This is a genomic window from Nocardioides sp., assembly GCF_964229035.1.
Classification (GTDB): Bacteria; Actinomycetota; Actinomycetes; order Propionibacteriales; family Nocardioidaceae; genus Nocardioides.
In genome coordinates this window covers 61,113-78,341 of sequence record NZ_CAXRAZ010000044.1, presented here as the reverse complement: position 1 = coordinate 78,341, position 17,229 = coordinate 61,113, and the positions used below count along the sequence as shown (strand labels likewise).

Annotated in this window: 14 protein-coding genes; 6 read left to right on the top strand and 8 right to left on the bottom strand. The window is 74.8% G+C overall.

The annotated features are described in order from the left end of the window. The first annotated feature begins 24 nt into the window (after positions 1-24). Both ACERUN_RS14165 and ACERUN_RS14160 read left to right on the top strand, forming a co-directional pair. Positions 25-1,527: a hypothetical protein gene (locus ACERUN_RS14165; RefSeq protein ID WP_370290663.1), complete on the top strand. Its 1,503-nt coding sequence runs from the start codon at positions 25-27 to the stop codon at positions 1,525-1,527. After that, complete coding sequence (locus tag ACERUN_RS14160) at positions 1,524-2,900, top strand: oligosaccharide flippase family protein (RefSeq protein WP_370290662.1); 1,377 nt, start codon at positions 1,524-1,526, stop codon at positions 2,898-2,900. Before ACERUN_RS14165 ends, ACERUN_RS14160 begins: the two co-directional genes overlap by 4 nt. On the opposite strand, the gene ACERUN_RS14155 is transcribed toward ACERUN_RS14160, so the two are convergent. The 3 genes from ACERUN_RS14155 to ACERUN_RS14145 are packed head-to-tail and all read right to left on the bottom strand — an operon-like array spanning position 2,884 to position 6,226. Further along, positions 2,884-4,014: a glycosyltransferase family 4 protein gene (locus ACERUN_RS14155; RefSeq protein ID WP_370290661.1), complete on the bottom strand. Its 1,131-nt coding sequence runs from the start codon at positions 4,012-4,014 to the stop codon at positions 2,884-2,886. The two genes, ACERUN_RS14160 and ACERUN_RS14155, sit on opposite strands and share 17 nt — an antisense overlap. Continuing rightward, entirely contained in the window at positions 4,011-5,126 is a 1,116-nt protein-coding gene (locus tag ACERUN_RS14150) for a glycosyltransferase family 4 protein (RefSeq protein ID WP_370290660.1), read from the bottom strand. Before ACERUN_RS14150 ends, ACERUN_RS14155 begins: the two co-directional genes overlap by 4 nt. After that, positions 5,126-6,226 carry a glycosyltransferase family 4 protein gene (locus ACERUN_RS14145; RefSeq protein ID WP_370290659.1) on the bottom strand — a complete coding sequence of 367 codons (1,101 nt, stop codon included), beginning with the start codon at positions 6,224-6,226 and terminating at the stop codon, positions 5,126-5,128. The genes ACERUN_RS14150 and ACERUN_RS14145 overlap by 1 nt, the downstream gene beginning before the upstream one ends. Positions 6,227-6,257: 31 nt before the next feature. Here ACERUN_RS14145 and ACERUN_RS14140 point away from each other — a divergent pair, with 31 nt between their 5' ends. Further along, the gene (locus ACERUN_RS14140) at positions 6,258-7,388 is read left to right on the top strand and encodes a glycosyltransferase family 4 protein (protein ID WP_370290658.1); all 1,131 of its coding nucleotides are present in this window, start codon (positions 6,258-6,260) and stop codon (positions 7,386-7,388) included. A gap of 25 nt (positions 7,389-7,413) precedes the next feature. Here ACERUN_RS14140 and ACERUN_RS14135 read toward each other — a convergent pair whose 3' ends face one another. The 4 genes from ACERUN_RS14135 to ACERUN_RS14120 form a co-directional block, all read right to left on the bottom strand. Beyond that, positions 7,414-8,520, bottom strand: a complete 1,107-nt coding sequence (locus ACERUN_RS14135) for a polysaccharide pyruvyl transferase family protein (RefSeq protein ID WP_370290657.1) — start codon at positions 8,518-8,520, stop codon at positions 7,414-7,416. 28 nt (positions 8,521-8,548) lie between these two features. After that, positions 8,549-9,424, bottom strand: coding sequence for a hypothetical protein (locus tag ACERUN_RS14130; RefSeq protein ID WP_370290656.1), 876 nt, complete (start codon positions 9,422-9,424; stop codon positions 8,549-8,551). Positions 9,425-9,538: 114 nt separating this feature from the next. Continuing rightward, positions 9,539-10,585: a glycosyltransferase family 4 protein gene (locus ACERUN_RS14125; RefSeq protein WP_370290655.1), complete on the bottom strand. Its 1,047-nt coding sequence runs from the start codon at positions 10,583-10,585 to the stop codon at positions 9,539-9,541. A 121-nt stretch (positions 10,586-10,706) separates the two neighbouring features. After that, a complete protein-coding gene (locus tag ACERUN_RS14120) occupies positions 10,707-11,585 on the bottom strand; it encodes an ArgP/LysG family DNA-binding transcriptional regulator (protein ID WP_370290654.1) in 879 nt (292 codons plus the stop codon). 89 nt (positions 11,586-11,674) lie between these two features. Here ACERUN_RS14120 and ACERUN_RS14115 point away from each other — a divergent pair, with 89 nt between their 5' ends. Together ACERUN_RS14115 and ACERUN_RS14110 are read left to right on the top strand one after the other, a co-directional pair. Next, positions 11,675-12,283, top strand: coding sequence for a LysE/ArgO family amino acid transporter (locus ACERUN_RS14115; protein WP_370290653.1), 609 nt, complete (start codon positions 11,675-11,677; stop codon positions 12,281-12,283). A gap of 66 nt (positions 12,284-12,349) precedes the next feature. Then, complete coding sequence (locus tag ACERUN_RS14110; RefSeq protein ID WP_370290652.1) at positions 12,350-13,354, top strand: SDR family NAD(P)-dependent oxidoreductase; 1,005 nt, start codon at positions 12,350-12,352, stop codon at positions 13,352-13,354. A 93-nt stretch (positions 13,355-13,447) separates the two neighbouring features. On the opposite strand, the gene ACERUN_RS14105 is transcribed toward ACERUN_RS14110, so the two are convergent. Next, a complete protein-coding gene (locus ACERUN_RS14105; protein WP_370290651.1) occupies positions 13,448-14,917 on the bottom strand; it encodes an amidase in 1,470 nt (489 codons plus the stop codon). A gap of 410 nt (positions 14,918-15,327) precedes the next feature. Here ACERUN_RS14105 and ACERUN_RS14100 point away from each other — a divergent pair, with 410 nt between their 5' ends. Beyond that, the gene (locus tag ACERUN_RS14100; protein WP_370290650.1) at positions 15,328-17,223 is read left to right on the top strand and encodes a CocE/NonD family hydrolase; all 1,896 of its coding nucleotides are present in this window, start codon (positions 15,328-15,330) and stop codon (positions 17,221-17,223) included. The last annotated feature ends 6 nt before the right edge of the window (positions 17,224-17,229 follow it).

The following is a 17,229-nucleotide window of genomic DNA, read 5'->3' as shown; positions in this document are numbered from 1 at the left end:
GCCCGCGGGCGACAGGGGGAGGAGGTGAAGAGCGCTCCACCCCGTGCACGTCGGCTGTGGCGCGGCGACCTCGTCGGCATCCTCGGCGCGCCCGCGCTCACCGCGGTCGCGCTGACCAGCCCGCCGTCGGCCCGCTGGCTCATCGCGATGGGGATCATCGCGTTCATCGCCTTCCTCGCGCTGTGGCGGCCCGCGATCGGCATCGCCGTGTTCGCTCTCTACATCTGCGCGCAGGGTTTCCTGCGGCGCGTGCTGCCGCCCACCGACCTGCTCGCGCAGCTGGGCGACCCGCTGCTGTTCGTCTCGCCGGCCATCGCCGTCGTGCTCGCCCTCCACCGCCACTTCGTCGTCCGGCGCCCCTACACGCGCCTGGAGCGGCTGGTCCTCGTGCTGCAGGCACTGCTGCTCGTCAGCGCGCTGAACCCGCTCGGCGGCGGCCCGGTGGCCTCGCTGCGGCAGTTCCTGGTGGTGGCGCTGCCGATGACCTGGCTCTACGCCGCGGGCTCCCTCGGCTGGTGGACGCCGGCCCGGTTCCGCGGGCTGCTGTGGGGCCTCGTGGGTCTGGCCGCCGTCTCCGCCCTCTACGCCCGCTACCAGGTGGCCTTCGGCTTCCCGAGCTGGGACGAGCGCTTCATCCGAGAGTCGGGGCTGGCCTCGCTCGACATCGGCGGCTTCATCCGCCCGTTCTCCTCCTACACCGCCGCCTCCGACTACAGCGGCGTGCTGCTGCTCGGCACCACCGCGGCGATCGTGCTGGCCCTCTCGAGCGGTCACCCGCTCGTGCTGCGGCTGATCGCCCTGGTGTTCGCGGCGGGACTCTTCGAGCAGATCATCCTCGTCGGGTCGCGAGGACCGGTGGTCGCCGTGGTCGCCGCTCTGACGATGTGCTGCCTGAGCGCCGGCGGGCTCAAGGCGCGCTACGCCTACCCGCTGATGGTCGTCGCGGGTGCGGTGGCGCTGCGGTTCACCGCCCGGCTCGGCACCGTGGCCGAGGCCACCGACACCAACAGCGCCGCCGTCGCGCGCCAGATCCAGGGCTTCCAGGACCCCTTCGGCGAGGAGTCGACGCTGCCCGGCCACGTCGCCCGCCTCGTCAACGGCGTCACCGAGGCGCTGCTGAACCCGGTCGGCTCGGGCGTAGGCAGCATCGGCACCGCCGGCGGCACCGAGACCAGCTACGGCGACCTCGGCCTCGCCCTCGGCGTGCTCGGCCTGATCGCGGCCTTCGGCTTCGTGGCCCTCGTCGCGCACACCGCCTTCAGCCGATCGGCCTGGCCCGCGGGACGCTGGAGCGACCCGCGACGGTTGTGGCTCGTCTCGGTGGTGGCACTGCCGTTCGGTCCGCTCGTCACCGCCGGGAACTACGCGCAGATGGCGCTGTTCTACCTGGCGGTCGGTGCGGCGCTGCCCGCCGTCCTGCGGGCGGGCCCCTCCTCCGGCGACGAGGACGACGACGGCCCCGCCGAGCGCGCGCCGGAGTCGGCCCGCCCGTCGACGTCGTCCACGCTGCGGGGAGCCGCGCGGTGACCCAGGCCCCGGAGGAGGCGTCGGCGCAGGCCGGCACCCGCCGCGGGTCGGTGGCGAAGCTGGCGGCGTCCAGCTATCTCGGCACCGCGCTCGGGCTGCTGACCGGACCGCTGGTGGCGCGGGCGCTCGGCCCGGAGGGACGCGGCGAGTACGCGGCGGTGATGTCCTACTCCGCCCTGCTCGTGCTGGTGTTCGGCATCGGGTTCGGGCAGACGATGAACTACGCCCAGCTCACCTTGAAGTGGGACCGCGAGGTGGTGTTGGCCACGGCGGTGCGGTTCGCGCTGTGGCTCACGCCGTTCGCGCTGGTGGCCGCGGGCGTGGTGATGTGGCTCGGCCTGCTGCCGCCCGACGCCAACTGGGCGCTCGCGGTGTCGGCCCTGCTCATCCCGATGAGCATCCTCCAGCAGTGCTCCTTCAACCTGCTGGTGGGCATGGGCGACCTGAAGGCCGTCGCCCTGCTGCAGCTGAGCCCGGTGCTGTTCAGCGCCGTCGGCGTCGTGGTGCTCTTCCCGTTCGGGCTGCTCACCATCGCCAGCTTCCTGGCGCTCAGCGTGGTCGGCGGCGTGCTCAACTTCGCCCTGGCGCTGCGGCTGCTCGGCGTGCGTCCGCGCGGTGCTCGCAGTCCGCTGCAGCTCATGGGCTTCGGGTTGCGGGCCTTCCCCGGTGGTCTCTCGCACCTGGCGAACTCCCAGCTCGACCAGCTGCTGGTGGCACCGGTGCTGGGCACCCGCGACCTCGGCATCTACGCCGCCGCCGTCACGGTGGCGGGGATCCCGCTCGGTCTGGCGCAGGCGCTCGGTGCCCGCTCGGTGCGCGACAACGCCGCGCCCGAGGGAGGGCTCGATCCCCGGCGGACCGAGCTGTCGATCCGCCGGGTGGCGGTGGCCGTGGCGGCGCTCGCGGCGGGGCTGGCGTGCGTCGTCCCGTGGCTGGTGCCGCTGCTCTACGGCGAGCCGTTCCGGGATTCGGCCCCGCTCGCGATGGTCCTGCTGCTCGGCACCGTGGCCAACGGCATCTACGGCGTCGCCGGCGCCTCGCTGACCATCGCCGGGCGCCCGGGGGTGCAGTCGTGGGCGCAGATCGGCGGCGTGGTCGTCACGGGCGTCGGGCTGGTGGTCCTCCTCCCGACGATCGGCGTGATGGGTGCGGCGATCACCTCGGTCGTGGCGTACTGGACACGGCTGGCCCTGGTGATCGTCGCCCTGCGTCGGGAGGGGGTGCGTGACGTGCGTCCGCGCTGGGCGGACGTCGTCGGCTTCGTCCGACTGCTGCTCGACCGGCTGCGGCTGCGGGCGCTCGCCGACCGGCTGCGGCGCGGGTCGCGCACGAGCCCCGCGGCCGCCGACGACGAGGTCAGCGCGCGCGGCTGATCGCCGCGGCCACCGCGGCCACCGAGTGCTCCCAGTCGAAGCCGGCGGCAGCGGCCGCCACGGCCGACCGCTGCTCGCGCAGCAGGAGCGGATCGGCGAGCTCGTCGAGTGCCCGCGTGATCGCCGCGGGGTCGCCCGCGGCCACGAGCCGACCCGCGCTGTGCCCGTCGAGCAGGTCGGTGACGCCGTGCACCGGCGTGGTCACGGGCACGACGCCGAAGGCGGCGGCCTCGTAGACGACCATGCCGAAGGTCTCGTAGTGCGAGGGCAGCAGGAGCACGTCGGCGTCGCGGTAGAAGGTTGCGACGTCGTCCGATCGCCCGTGGAAGCGCACGCGGTCGCCGGCACCGAGGCGCGCCGCGTACTCCGGGCCCAGCGCGGCGGGGCCCTCGCCGACCACGTCGAGGCTCCAGCCGTCGGCGCCCAGCACGCCCTCGATGGCGGCGGCGAGACCCTTACGACCCCAGTCGCCGCCGACGAAGAGCGCGCGACGCGCGGGCCCAGACGTCTCGAGGGGGCGCACGGGGTCGCGGGGGAGGTCGACGCCGTTGGGCGTGAGGTCGATCGACGTCACGGGGAAGCGGGGGTAGTGCCGCGCGACCTCGTCGCGCAGCCCGCCCGACACCGCCAGGAGCCGCCCCGCCCGCGACGGGCGGTAGCTCCAGCGCTCCAGGGCGAGGCTGATCCGTCGTGACCACACGGCGTTGAGCCGTCGGATCCCGCGCACCCCCACGGCCCACCCGACCGACTCGACGTAGCCGGCGTGGCAGAAGTGCACCGACACCAGGTCGGCGCGCTGCAGCACGATGCCGCCGATCGCCCACACCAGCGGAGCCTCGCCGTCGCGTCGGCGGATCCGACGCCGGGTGCGCGCCACGGCCGCACTCCCGAGCAACCAGAAACCGAGCGTGCGCAGCCAGGCCGGGAACCGGGGGCCGCGCACGGGCACCCAGGCGACGACATCGCGCAGGGCGTCGTCCAGGGTGAAGGAGACCACCGTGATGTCGAAGCGTTCGGCGAGCGCGGGCAGCTGGCGCCGCAGCACGGTCTCCATGCCGCCGCCCCCGCGCAGGTCGTGCACCGCGAGGACGACGGCCGGTCGCCGCCCGCTCATCGCCGGTGCTCCACGACGGCGGCGAGGGAGTCGGCGAGGCGGTGCGCGATCGGCGCGGCGGCGTAGGTGCGGCGCACCTGCTCCCGGGTCGCCTGGTCGAGCCGGGGGCGCTCGGCGGCGACGGTGAGCAGGCGCGCGGTCCAGGCGTCGGCGTCGTCCTCGTCGATGACCCAGCCGAGACCGAGGCTCTCGATGACCCAGGGGATCTCGCCGCTCGCCGAGCCGACCACCGGCACCCCCGCCAGGGCGGCCTCGACGATCACGCGACCGAACTGCTCGACCCAGGTGTCGGTGGTGCGGCTGGGCACCACGAGCACGTCGAGACCGGCGTAGAAGTCGGCCATCTCGTGATGGGCCCAGATGCGCTGGTCCACGTCGACCGCATGGGGGGTGCCCGCGATCGCGCTCAACAGAGCGGATTCCGGGCCCTGGCCGGCCACCTTGAGCCGCACCGGCCGCTGCTCGGCGATGCGTCGCACGACGTCGGCGAGGAAGGCGATGCCCTTCTGCGGCACGAGGCGCCCGGCGTAGCCGATCGTGAAGGGGGTGTCGGGGCTGCGCGCGGGCACCGGGTGCGCCGCACGCTCGACCAGGGCATCGGGCAGGGCGTGCGGCACGAACGCGATCTCGGCGTCGGTGCCCCAGCGCCGCGTGAGGGCGGCGGCGCTCTCGCTGCGCGCCATCACCAGTGCCGCTGGCCGCAGCGCGGTGGCCATGAGGGGTCGCCACCAGCGGGGCACCCGGTGGTCGAGGTTCTCGGCGTTCTGCAGGGCGTAGGGGAGGTGGTGCCGGCGCGCCAGGAAGGCCCACTGCAGGCCGGCCAGCGAGAACGCCTCCTCCTCGACCACCACCACGTCGGGGCGCACCTGCCGCAGCAGCCGCAGGGCATCGCGGGTGCGGTAGACGTGGCGCTGGATGGCGCCGGCGGCGCGCACCGGGAGGCGGTGCAGCCGCCCGGCCCAGAAGGGGTGGTCGGGAGCGCTCGCGTCGTACTCGGTGGGCCAGTGCTCCGGGACGGCCAGGTGGACGTCGTGCCCCAGCCCGCCGAGCAGCCGGTAGACATCGCGGTTCGGCTCGATCGTGCAGGCGTGGGAGACCACCAGCACGCGCATCAGGCACGCCCTCGGGGGCCGGCGGAGAGCTGCTCGGCGACGATCGCGCTCCACGCGTCGCCCACGGTGGCGCGGCGACAGGTGCGCACCGCGGCGCGGGCGGCATCGCCCATCGCGGCGTCGTAGGGCGCGGCCATCACCTCGAGCAGGAGCCGCGTCGCCTCCTCCGCGGTGTCGTAGAGGTAGCCCGACACCCCGTGCTCGACGTAGTCCTCCGAGGCGGCCACCCGGCTGGCCACGGTGGGCAGGCCGCCGGCCAGCTTCTCGAGGATCATCTTGCCGAAACCCTCGAAGTAGCTGGTGACGAGGCCGGCGTGCGCGGTGGCGACGAGGTCGACCATCGTGCCGCGCTCGACCACGGGATGCACCTCGAGATTGCCCCGCAGGTGCGCGGGGAACGAGGCGATCACCTGCTGGGGGTCGGTCTTCACCCCGGCCAGCACGAAGCGCGTCGACGGGCGCTCGGCCACGACCGCGGCGACGATCTCGCGCAACCGGTCGAGGCCCTTGAACTCCGCCCACTGGCCGATCCACAGCACCCGGTCGGGGTCGCGGGGGAGGTCGCGGCGCTTGTGGAAGGCGTCCTCCACCGACTGCGGCAGCACATGCACCCTCGCCGGGTCGATGCCCCAGGTCGCGGTGACGAAGTCGCGCTGCCCCCGCGAGAGGACGACGCACGCATCGGCCCGCTGGAAGGCCACCCGCAGCAGGGGTTCGCGCACGTGGCGGTGCCCCCAGGTGAAGTGGTGCTGGCCGTAGCCGTGGGTGTCGGCGGCCTGGCGGGCGAGGTGCTCGATGCCGTTCGACATCGCGACGACGCGCGTGCGGTGCGGTAGCAGCGCGGCCACGGAGGAGTCGGCGCTGCTGACGATCGCGACGCGCGGCCGCTGCCGCTGCAGGGCGCCGGCCACCCGCGCGTACTCGCTCTGCCGCTTGAACCAGCCGAGGCGGCCCGAGGCGACGGGCCCGTAGCGTTCGGCGACCTCGTAGCCGCGCTCGCGCAGCAGTCGGGCGATGTTGGCGTAGCTGGCGGCCATGCCGCCGCGCGGGTCGAACGGCGCTCCGGAGGAGACGAGCACATCCGGGCCGTGTTGCCGCACGGTGGAACGCTAGCCGCTAAGGTCCGAAACCGTGGGTGAGTCCAGGGTTCTGCACTACGCCCCGTCGCTCGATCGGGCCGGTGGACTGCGCTCCTACGTGCTGACGATGGTGGCCGAGCAACGAGCGCGCGACGTCGACGTGGCGCTGGCCTCGCCCACCGATGCCGGTGCCCCCGAGGGCATGGTCGCGAGCCTGGCCCAGGCGGTGCGTGCGGTGCGCCCGGACGTCGTCCACCTGCACGGGGGGCACGTGCTGCCCGACCTCGACAGCGCTGATCTCGCCGGTGTGCCGGTGGTGAGCACCGTGCACGGGCACGGGCTCTACTGCCCGTCGGGCACGAAGTGGTCGCCCAGCTTGGGCCCGTGCTCCATCACGCCGTCGGCGGCGGCCTGCACGTGGCACATGCTGAAGGACCAGTGCGGGTCGCGTCGGCCGCAGAAGATCGCCGAGAACCTGCGCTCCTACCGCGACCTGCGGCGCCAGCGCGCCGCGCACCACCAGCACTGCGTGAGCCGGTGGGTCGAGGAGCGGCTGCACGCGAGCGGCCACGCGACCGGCCGCTCGAGCGTGATCTACGCGCCGGTGCCCGAGGTGGAGCCCCGCGAGAGCGACCACGGTCTCGGGCACTTCGACCTGCTCCTCGCCGGCCGGGCCCGCCCCAACAAGGGCATGGACGTCGCGATCCGCGCGCTCGCGGCCTCCACCCTGCAGCCGCGGATGGCGGTGCTGGGCGACGGCGAGGAGATGCGTGGGCTGCAGGATCTCGCCCGGTCGCTCGGTGTGGCCGACCGGGTGAGCTTCCTCGGCTGGCGCGATCGGTCGGTGGTGGAGGGTCTGCACACGCTGCGAACCGTGCTGCTCGTGCCGAGCCAGTGGCCCGAGCCGGCCGGTCTCGTGGCGATGGAGGCCGCCTCGCGCGGGCGGGTGGCGCTGGTGAGCGGCCGCGGCGGGCTGCCCGAGCTCGTGGCGGACGACGACCAGGTCGTGCCCGACGCTGCGGACCCCTCGGCCTGGGCTCGGGCCATCGACCGCGCGCTCGCGGCGCCGGCGTGGCTCGAGCAGCGCGGGGTCGAGGCGCGCGAGCTCTGGGCCGCTCGCTTCGCACCCGACGCGGTGATGCCGCGCTTCGCCGAGCTCTACGCAGAGGTCGCAGCGCGCTGACCCGGTCGGGGGCGTCGAGAGCGGATCAGCGCGCGAGGTGCTCGCGAATCGCCGTCAGGTGGGTGCGCAGCAGCTCGCGGGAGGCGAGGGCGCGCTCGCGGATCACCGGGTCGGCGCCGCCCCGGGCGGCGAGGCGCGCGACGGCCGCGCGGGCGTCGTCCGCGTCGGCCTCGCGCAGGTCGACCACGTCGCCATCGGCCACGCCGAGGTGGTGGGCGAAGTCGCGGTTCTTGTCGCGGTAGCCGAGCGCCAGCGTGGGAATGCCCCACATCCAGCCGACCGCCGCGGCGTGCAGGCGCATCGCGACGACGAGGTCGCTGCCGCGGGCGAAGTGCTCGACGTCGGCGCCGGTGCGCAGTCGCGTGCCCTGGCCGTCCCAGCCGCCGATCTCCTCGCCGATGCGCCGCAGCAGGGGAGCGTCGTCGCGGTGGACCTCGAGCGGTCGGCACTGCCACCCGTCGGCGCGCAGCTGCTCCACGACCGCGACACCCACCTCGATGGTGCGGGCAGCGGGGATGCCGGCGCGCTCCTCGCTCGCGGTGCCGCTGACGTTGAGGTGGGCCACCCGCCGCTCCGGCCGGCTGCTGCGGGGCTCGTCCGGCGTGTGGAGCAGCGCGAGGTCGCCCACCACCTGCGCCTGCGGCAGTCCGAGGCGCGCGTGGGAGAGCGGCCCGCGCAGGGTGATCGCCTCGAAGCGGGCCAGGTGCGGCAACCAGGCCGAGGGATCCGCCCGTTCCTCGCTGACACCGAACCCGGCACTGCCGACGCCCGTGCCCGTCGTCCACAGGGGGATGCCGCGCTGCAGGAGGGGCTCGACGCGGCCGAGGAAGTAGGGGTTGAGCAGCGTGCCGCCGCTGACGACGAGGCCGTCGAAGAAGCGCGGCCCGGAGAGGCCGACGCGCTCGAGGCGGGCCTCGGTGGCGGGCAGCTCGACCGGCACCAGCGTGCACGGGGCGAGACCCTCGGCCAGCGCCTCGGCCATCCACTCGTCGCCGAAGTTGTCGTCGCCGATGCCGGAGACGACGCCCACGATCGGGTGTGACCGCGCGGCCCGCCGGGCCGCGATCGCCGTGCGGCCGCTCGCGAGGCGGGCCTGGCGTCCGAGCCGGCGCGTGAGCGGTGCGTCGCTCACCACGCCTCCTTCGCGGCCGCGGTGGTGCTCACGTCGATGCGCCGACGCCTCGGCGGGCGCTGCGCACCCGTCGGGCGGTGGAGAGCAGCGAGTGCCGCACAGCGGCCGGTGCGTAGGCGTGTCGGGCGGATCGGTGGAACGGCCCCGCGGCTGGGATGCCGAACTCCGCGCGGACCGCTCGTGTGGCGGGGCGCGTGACCCCGAGCAGGGTGAAGCCAGCGTGGTTCTCGCCGGTCTCGACGTGGTAGACGGCGCCCGGGAAGGGGAGGGGCGACATCGCGAAGCCGTGCTCCACCAGCCACTCGCCGGCCTCCCGGTGAGCACCCATGATCCGCCGCAGGCGCTCGCCGAACGCGGCGCCGACCTCCTCCTGGGTCGCGTCCAGCCCGAGGTCGTCGGGCACCGCGAAGGCCTCCCACGGCACGATCGCGGAGGTGCCGCAGATCCGGTTGAGCCGATCGGTGCGACGTGAGACCCCGCGTCGTCCGGAGTAGATGAGGCCATCGGTGATCAGCCAGCCGAACGGCCCGGGACGGGCGTTGCTGAAGGCGGCCAGACGCGAGCTGACGAAGTCGTCGGCGTCGTAGACCATCACGCGGTCGGGCCGGTGCTCGCGAGCGGCGAGCAGGCCGATGCCGATCTTGGTGCCCTTGTCCCAGACGAAGGTCTCGATCGCGGCATGGGGGCCGTTGACCGCGGGCGGCGAGTCGAAGTCGACCGGCACGAAGTACGTCGACCGCGGCAGCTCGAAGGGAGGCGGCCGGTGCCCCACGACGATGGACACGAAGTCATCGGTGGTCTGCTGCGCCACCGAGTGCAAGGTGGCCTCGAGCAGCCGCTCCACCTCGGCGTAGGACGTCGAGTTGGCGGGATGCCGCAGGCACGTGATGAACGCCAGGGTCACGGTGGCTCCCGGTGAGATGGAGGAGGCAGCAGGAGCGTAGGCCCGCGGTGGTAGAGACCGGAGCCGAATGCCGAACTCCGCGGACGTGGCGGTGCTCACGGCGCCCGGGCCGGTTCAGCGCTGGTGACGACGCATCGCCTCGGCCAGCGCGGCACGGTCGCCCGCGGGCACGATCGCAGAGCCTGGGGCGGCGGCGCCGTCCGCGATGAGGTGAGCGGCTCCGACGTGGTCGGTGGTGACCACCGGCACGCCGCTCACCACCGCTTCGGCCACGGCGAAGGAGAAGCTGTCGGCGTGGGAGGGCACCACCACCAGGCGTGCGGTCGGCAGCTGCTGCCACGCCTGGCCGGGACCCCAGGTGATGCGTGGGTCGCGGCCGGCGGCGCGGGCGAGGTAGCGCCGCATGCCGGGCGAGCGCGGCCCGCCCATCAGCCTCAGCGACGCGTGGGCCGGGGCGGCGGCGCGGAAGGCGTGGAGGAGGTCGACGACGCCCTTCTCGACGGTGAGGCCGCCCACGTAGAGGACGTCGACGGCCGGGTCGGGCTCGGCCTGCGCGGGCCGCGCGGGCTGCTCGGGCAGGGTGATCGGTGCGAGCCGGAGCTTCGACTCCGCGATGCCGGCGTCGAGGAAGACCTCGTGGCACAGGGGGCTGTTGGTGAGGATCAGGTCGGCGAGCTCGTACTCCGCGCACATGCGGCGCACCAGCCGCCGCGATAGCCAGGACGCCTCGAGGGGTGTGCGGCGGATCGCCGCCATCGCCCAGCGCCGGTTCGTCGCGGCATGCAGATTGGTGGCCACGAGGATGCGGCGCGCGTGCGGGACGGCCTCGAAGAGGCGGCGGCTCGCGCCGGGGACGCCGACGACGGCACCGAGCGGCTGCTGCCGGGGGAGCCACTGCTCGGCGACCCAGGTGTCGTAGCTGTCGAGCCGCTCGTAGGGATCCGAGCCGGTGAGGCTGCGCCGGGCGGGTGCCGCCGGCAGCGCCTCGGCCGCACCCGGGGCCACGTGGACGTCGCGGCCTGCGGCCTCCAGTGCGACCGCGACCTGCGCGAGGTGCTGCCCCGTGCCGCCCGAGGCGCGGGTGGCGAACGGGGCGACGCCGACCGCGACGTCGCCGAGCTCGGCCGCGACGGCGGTGACCGCGGCTGTGGCGTCGTGCATCGTCATCTCCGGGGTGGGCGAGGGCGCCGTGGGTCGGGCGTCACCGGCGAGTGTCCCATCGGTCCCGATCCTCCCGGCGGGGTTCGACCGCCCGGCGACCCGTGACCGGCCATGATCCGCGTCACCGGCGGCGCAGGGCCCGGCTCGCGGCCCGCACGTCGTCGGTCAGCGCGGCGAGCGCCCGGCTCTCCAGGCGCCAGCGCTGCCAGTGGAGGGCGATCTCGTGGGGGCGGGTGCCGGGCATCGGCGCCAGCTGCCCCGCCGCCACGCCGGCGTCGAGGTGCGCTAGCGGCAGCAGCCCCCACCCCAGACCGGCGATCAGCGCGGCGCGGAAGTCCTCGGTGCTCGGCACCCGGTGGACGACGGGTGGTCGCGGCAGGCCGCGGGCGGCCAGCACGTCGTCCTGCAGGTGGTCGCGCTCGTTGAACACGACCATCGGCATCATGCGCCAGTCGACCCCGCGCCCGTGGCGGTGCCGCTCGATGAGGGCGGGCGCCGCGGCGGGGCGGTAGCGGAGCGTCCCGAGCGGCTCCACCGAGCAGCCCTGCACGGGGATGGGGGAGTCGGTGACGGCGGCCAGCACCTCCCCGCGACGCAGCAGGCCGTCGGTGTAGCCCTGGTCCTCGATGTGCAGGCGCAGCGCGACCTCCGGCCGCTGCGCGACCGCCGCGAGCACGGGCCGGAACCAGGTGGCGAGCGAGTCGGCGTTGACCGCCACCCCCAGCTCGGCGACGACCTGCTCGTCGCCGCCCAGCTCGGCGCGCGCCTCGAGCTCGAGGAGCCGCCACTGTCGGCCCAGTCGCACCAGCGGCTCACCGGCCGCGGTGAGGGTGGCGGGCGTCGTCCGCTGCACGACGACGCCGCCCACCACCCGCTCCAACGCCCTGATGCGCTGGCTGACCGCGCTGGGGGTGAGCGACAGTCGCCGCGCCGCAGCCTCGAAAGTGCCCTCCTCGGCGATCGCCACGAGGGCGGTCAGGTGATCGGGGTCGAACCTCATCGCGGCGGGTGTGCGGCAGTGAAGTGCTGCTTCATCATGTGCAGAAACTATCGCTGGCCTGCAGGCATGCCCAGCCGTAGCCTCGGCGCGTGCACAGTCTGCTCGTCGGCCTCGCCACCGGCCTCAGCCTGATCGTGGCCATCGGCGCGCAGAACGCCTTCGTGCTGCGCCAGGGCGTGCGCCGCTCGCACGTCGGCGCGGTCGTGGCGGTGTGCGCGCTCTCCGACGCCCTGCTGATCGCGGCCGGCGTGGGCGGCCTCGGCGTCGTCGTCGAGTCGGCCGGGTGGGTGCTGGACGTCGTCCGCTGGCTCGGGGTGGCCTTCCTCGTCGGGTACGCCGTGCTCGCCCTGCGCGGCGCGGCGCGCGGGGGCGGGCAGCTGCGCGAGGCCGAGGGAGCGGCGCAGGAGGGGCGGCGGGGCGTCGTCCTCAAGGCCGTGGCGCTGACCTGGCTCAACCCGCACGTCTACCTCGACACCGTGCTCCTGCTCGGCTCGATCGCCGCCACGCAGGGCGGGGCGGCTGACCGGTGGGCGTTCGGTGCGGGAGCGATGGCAGCGAGCCTGCTGTGGTTCACCGGGCTCGGATTCGGCGCCCGGTTGCTGGCGCCGCTGCTGGCGCGTCCCCGGGCGTGGCAGGTGCTCGACGTGTTCGTAGCGCTCACCATGCTCGCGGTGGCGGCGAAGCTCGCGCTCGGCTGAGGCGCGGCCGGGGGCGGACGTCTCGCGACGGACGGTTCGATTGGGACCGTTTCCTAGCCTGGGGGCATGGACCTCCGGCGTGCACTGACCAAGGCGACCGACGTCGTCCTCGACCGCTCGATCGTGCTCGGCTACACCAGCGTGGGCAGCAACCTGCGGGCGAAGTGGTGGCCCGCCGACCCCGCGCCGCGCTCGCTGGCCGGCAAGCGGGTGCTGGTCACCGGCGCGACGTCCGGGCTCGGCGAGGCGGCGGCCGAGGACTTCGCGCGGCTCGGCGCCACCGTGCACCTGCTCGGCCGCAACCCCGAGAAGGTCGAGAAGTCGGTGGCGGCACTGCGCTCGACGGTGCCGAGCGCCGAGGTCGTGGGGGAGGTCTGCGACGTCGGCGACCTGGACGACGTGCGCCGCTGGGCCGGCGACTTCACCTCACGCGTCAACTCGCTGCACGGCGTCCTGCACAACGCGGGCGTGATGCCGAAGCAGCGCGAGGAGAGCAAGCAGGGCCACGAGATGACCCTCGCCGTGCACGTGCTCGGGCCCCACCTGATGACCCAGCTGCTGCTCGAGCCGCTGCGCGCCGCGCAGGACGACGGCGGCGCGTCGGTCGTCTGGATGAGCTCCGGCGGCATGTACGGCGCGCGACTGCACGCCGACGACGCCGACGACATCGAGTTCCGCAACGGCGCCTACGACGGAGTGCAGGCCTACGCCCGCACCAAGCGGATGCAGGTGGTGATGGCCGACGCGTGGTCGGCCGCGCTGCAGGGCATCGGCGTGCGCGAGGTGCGCGTGGAGTCGATGCACCCCGGCTGGGCCGCCACCCCGGGCGTCACCGACTCGCTGCCCCGCTTCGAGAAGCTGCTGCGCCCGCTGCTGCGCACCCCCTCCGACGGCGTCGACACCGCCGTGTGGCTCATCGCCACCCGCCCCTCCAGCACCGCTCCGCACTTCTGGCACGACCGCGCCCAGCGTCCCGTCGTCTTCCCCGGCCAGCGCCCGCCCGCCCCCGCGGCGGTCGCCCGCCTGCTCGACCACGTCACCGAGGCCACCGGCGTCACCCTGCCCGCCTAGTCGCCGAGGGGGCGCGGTCCGGCTGCCGAGAGGGCGCGGTTCGGCTGCCGAGAGGGCGCGGCCCGGCTGCCGAGAGGGCGCGGCCCGGCCGGCTCAGTCGGCGAGCGGCGGCCAACGGTCGGCCCAGGGGCGGGCGACCTCGAGCTGCGCCGCGAGCCGCAGCAGGTCGACCTCGGCGCCGCGACGTCCCACCAGCTGCACCGCGGTGGGCAGCCCGTCGGCGGCGAAGCCGGCGGGCACCGAGGCAGCCGGGTGGCCGGTGACGTTCCACAGCGCCGTGTAGGCGATCGCCGGCAGCGAGCGCAGCATCGACGTCACCAGCCCTGCGCGCTCGAAGGCGCCCACCCGGCGCGGGCGGTGCGGCACGACCGGGGTGAGCAGCACGTCGCAGCCGTCGAAGACGCGTGCGTCGACGCGGTCGGCGAGGCGCTCGCCGCGGCGGATCGCGGCGTCCACGACCTTCGGGGTGGCCCAGAACCCGGCGGCGGCCAACCGGCGGGTGCGGGGCTCGAGGGCGGAGCGGTCCTCCACGAGATCGGCCTCGAAGCGGACGCCGCCCAGCATCTGCGGCACGAAGGCGGCCGTGGCGTCGGGGTAGCGGGGGTCGACCTCGACGACGTGGTGGCCGAGGTCGGTCAGCAGCGCCGCGGTCTCGCGGACGGCGGCCACGTGCTCCGCGCACGGCTTCACCCCGGGCGTGGGGGAGGCGGTCGACCAGCCGATGCGCAGGGGCGCCACGTCGCCGGCGGCGCCCGCGCGGGCGGCGTCCACGAAGTCGGTGGTGGGCGGGGCCACGAAGCGGTCGCCGGGCACGTTGCCGCGGATGACGTCGAAGACGATCGCGGAGTCGAGCACCGAGCGGCTCAGCGGGCCGACCACGCCGAGCCCGCCCCACAGGAACGGGTGCGGTGCGGTGGAGACGCGCCCACGGGTGGGCTTGAGGCCGAAGAGTCCGTTCAGCGCGGCGGGGATGCGGATCGAGCCGCCGCCGTCGCCGCCGATGCCCACCGGCACCATGCCCGTGGCCACTGCGATGGCCGTGCCGCCCGACGAGCCGCCGGGCGTGCGGTCGGTGCCCCACGGGTTGCGCGCGCAGCCGTAGCGCCGCGACTCGGTGAACGGGATCTGCCCGAACTCCGGCATCGTCGTCTTGCCGACGACGACCGCGCCCGCCTCCCGCAGGCGCGCGGTGACGTGGCCGTCGGCCGGGGCCGGCGTGCGATTGGCCGAGCCGCCGAAGGTGGTCACGGCGCCGCGGACGTCGTTCTCCTCCTTGATCGCCACCGGCACGGCGTGCAGCGGCCCCGGCGCGGCACCGCTGCTGCGGGCGGCGTCACGCTCGGCGGCCTCGGCGAGCGCCTCGTCGACGAGCACGTGCGAGAACGCGCCCAGCTTGCGGTCGAGGCGGCGGACGACGTCGAGCGAGGCCGCTGCGACGTCACCGGCCGACACGGCTCCGGAGGTCACGGCCTCGACGAGCGCGGGTATCCCGGCTCGTACGAGCCGGACAGCCTCGGGGTTCTGGGGAGCGGACCAGTCGATGCCTGCGGGCGGGTTCGTCACGGCGTCGAATCTACGTGGCACCCGTCTCACCCCGCATCGCTGCGCCGCGCGGTCGACCTGCGATCGAACGATCGTGCGGTTCCGGCACCACGGGTCCGTCGCTCGCCGCTTCCGCCCTGCGTCCGAGCACCGCGCGCAGACGGTGAGCCTGCCCGTCGTCCCGTAGGGCGGTGGGTGGCGGGCGGTGGGGGGTGGCGGTGGGGGTGCCGGTGGGGGTGTCGGGGCACTTGGCACGCGTTTCCTGCACTTGGCACGTGTTGCGACGCGTGCCAAGTGCAGGACACGCCGGTCGACCGGCGATTCCTGCACCCCGACCCCGCGACCCGCGACCGCCGCCCGTAACGACGATCACACCCGCCTCGTTGCCCCCGTGTGCCGGCAACGCTGTCGGCCGGAAGGACGGTCGGTCGGTGTCACGCATCCTCACCCCTCGCGGTTCCCGCACCCGCGCGCCGCGCGCGCTCGCTGCCGCGACCCTGCTCGGCACGGCCCTCGCGGGCACGCTCGGTGCCGGTCTCCCCATCGCGGACGCCGCACCCGCGCCGTCCGCAGCCCCGACCGCCGCCCCCACCGCCGCCCCCACCGGCAAGGGCGCCGCCCGCGCGGGCATCCGCAAGATCCCGCTGCACTTCAAGGTGAAGGTCGGCCCGCAGCGCGCCCAGGTGTGCGACATCGTCGGCGACCTCTACCTGCCGAGCACCGCGTCGAGCCGGCGCCGCGTGCCGGCGGTGCTCACCACTAACGGCTTCGGAGGGTCGAAGAACGACCAGGCGGACGCCGGCCGCGCACTCGCCGCGCGCGGGTACGCCGTCCTCTCCTACTCGGGCCTCGGGTTCGGCGGGTCGTCGTGCGCGATCACCCTCGACGACCCGCAGTTCGACGGCATCGCCGCCAGCCAGCTGGTCGGCTTCCTGGGTGGCGCCCGCGGCATCGCCTTCCGCGACGCCGCCCACACCCAGCCGGTGCCGCCGCTGACCGTCGTCCAGCGGGATCGCCGCGACCACCGCGGCACCGCCCGCGCGAACGACCCGCGTGTGGGCACCTACGGCTTCTCCTACGGCGGCGGGTTCCAGTTCGCGCTCGCCTCGGTCGACTCCCGCGTCGACGCGCTGATCCCGTTCATCACCTGGAACGACCTCAGCTACAGCCTCGCGCCCAACAACACCGGCCAGACGAGCGGCGTGACGAGCTCGACGCCCGGCGTCACCAAGCTGCTGTGGGCGGCCGGCTTCAGCGGCCTCGGCGTGGCCGCCGACCTGCGCAACAACCAGGTGCCCGACCTGCCCTGCCCGAACTTCGCCACCTTCGTGTGCCCGGCGCTCATCACGGCCGGCACCACCGGCTACCTGCAGCCCGGCGACCGCGCCGCCCTGCGCCGCGCCTCGGTGGCCAGCTACGTGAGCAAGGTGCGCGTGCCGACCCTGCTCATCCAGGGCCAGCGCGACACCCTGTTCAACCTCAACGAGGCCACCGCCACCTACCGCGCCCTACGCCGCCAGGGCACCGAGGCCCGGATGGTCTGGTACCAGGGCGGGCACAGCGGCCCCGCCGCTCCCGGCGAGTTCGACTGGACCAAGCCGACCGGCACCTACCTGCCCTCCCGGGTGCTCGCCTGGTTCGACCGCCACCTCAAGGACCGCAAGGTCGACGTCGGCCCCCGCTTCGCCTACTTCCGCGACTGGGTGCGCTACTCCGGCAACGCCCGCAAGGCCTACGCCACGTCCTCCATCTTCCCCGTGGGGACGACGCGCACCTGGCGCCTCAGCGGCACCAACGCGCTCACCACCGGCACCGCGAAGGCAGGCACCCAGAGCCTCCTCGTGCCCGGCGCCGGACTGCCCACCCGTCTCGACGAGTTCGACGTGCTCGGCAACTTCGTCGGCCCCGTGCCGAACATCGTCAGCGACCTGCCCGGCACCGCCGCCTCCTGGAGCACCGCGCCGCTAAGCGCGCCGCTGCGCGTGGCGGGCGCGCCCACCGTGCGACTGAAGGTCGATGCGCCGGCCGCTGTCGCCCAGGCCGCCGGTCCGGCCGGCCAGCTGGTGCTGTTCGTGAAGGTCGCCGACGTCGGCCCCGACGGCAAGGCCAAGCTCATCAATGGCCTCGAGGCCCCGGTGCGCGTGCCGGACGCCACCAAGCCTTTCACCGTGCGGCTGCCCGCGATCGTGCACGAGTTCGCCCGCGGGCACCGGTTGCAGCTCGTCGTGGCCGGCGGGTCGATCAACTACCGCGGCGGCGTCCTGCCCGGCCCGGTGACGATCGCCTCCGGCGCCGCGCAGACGCTGAGCCTGCCCGTCGTCCGCTGAGGGGCC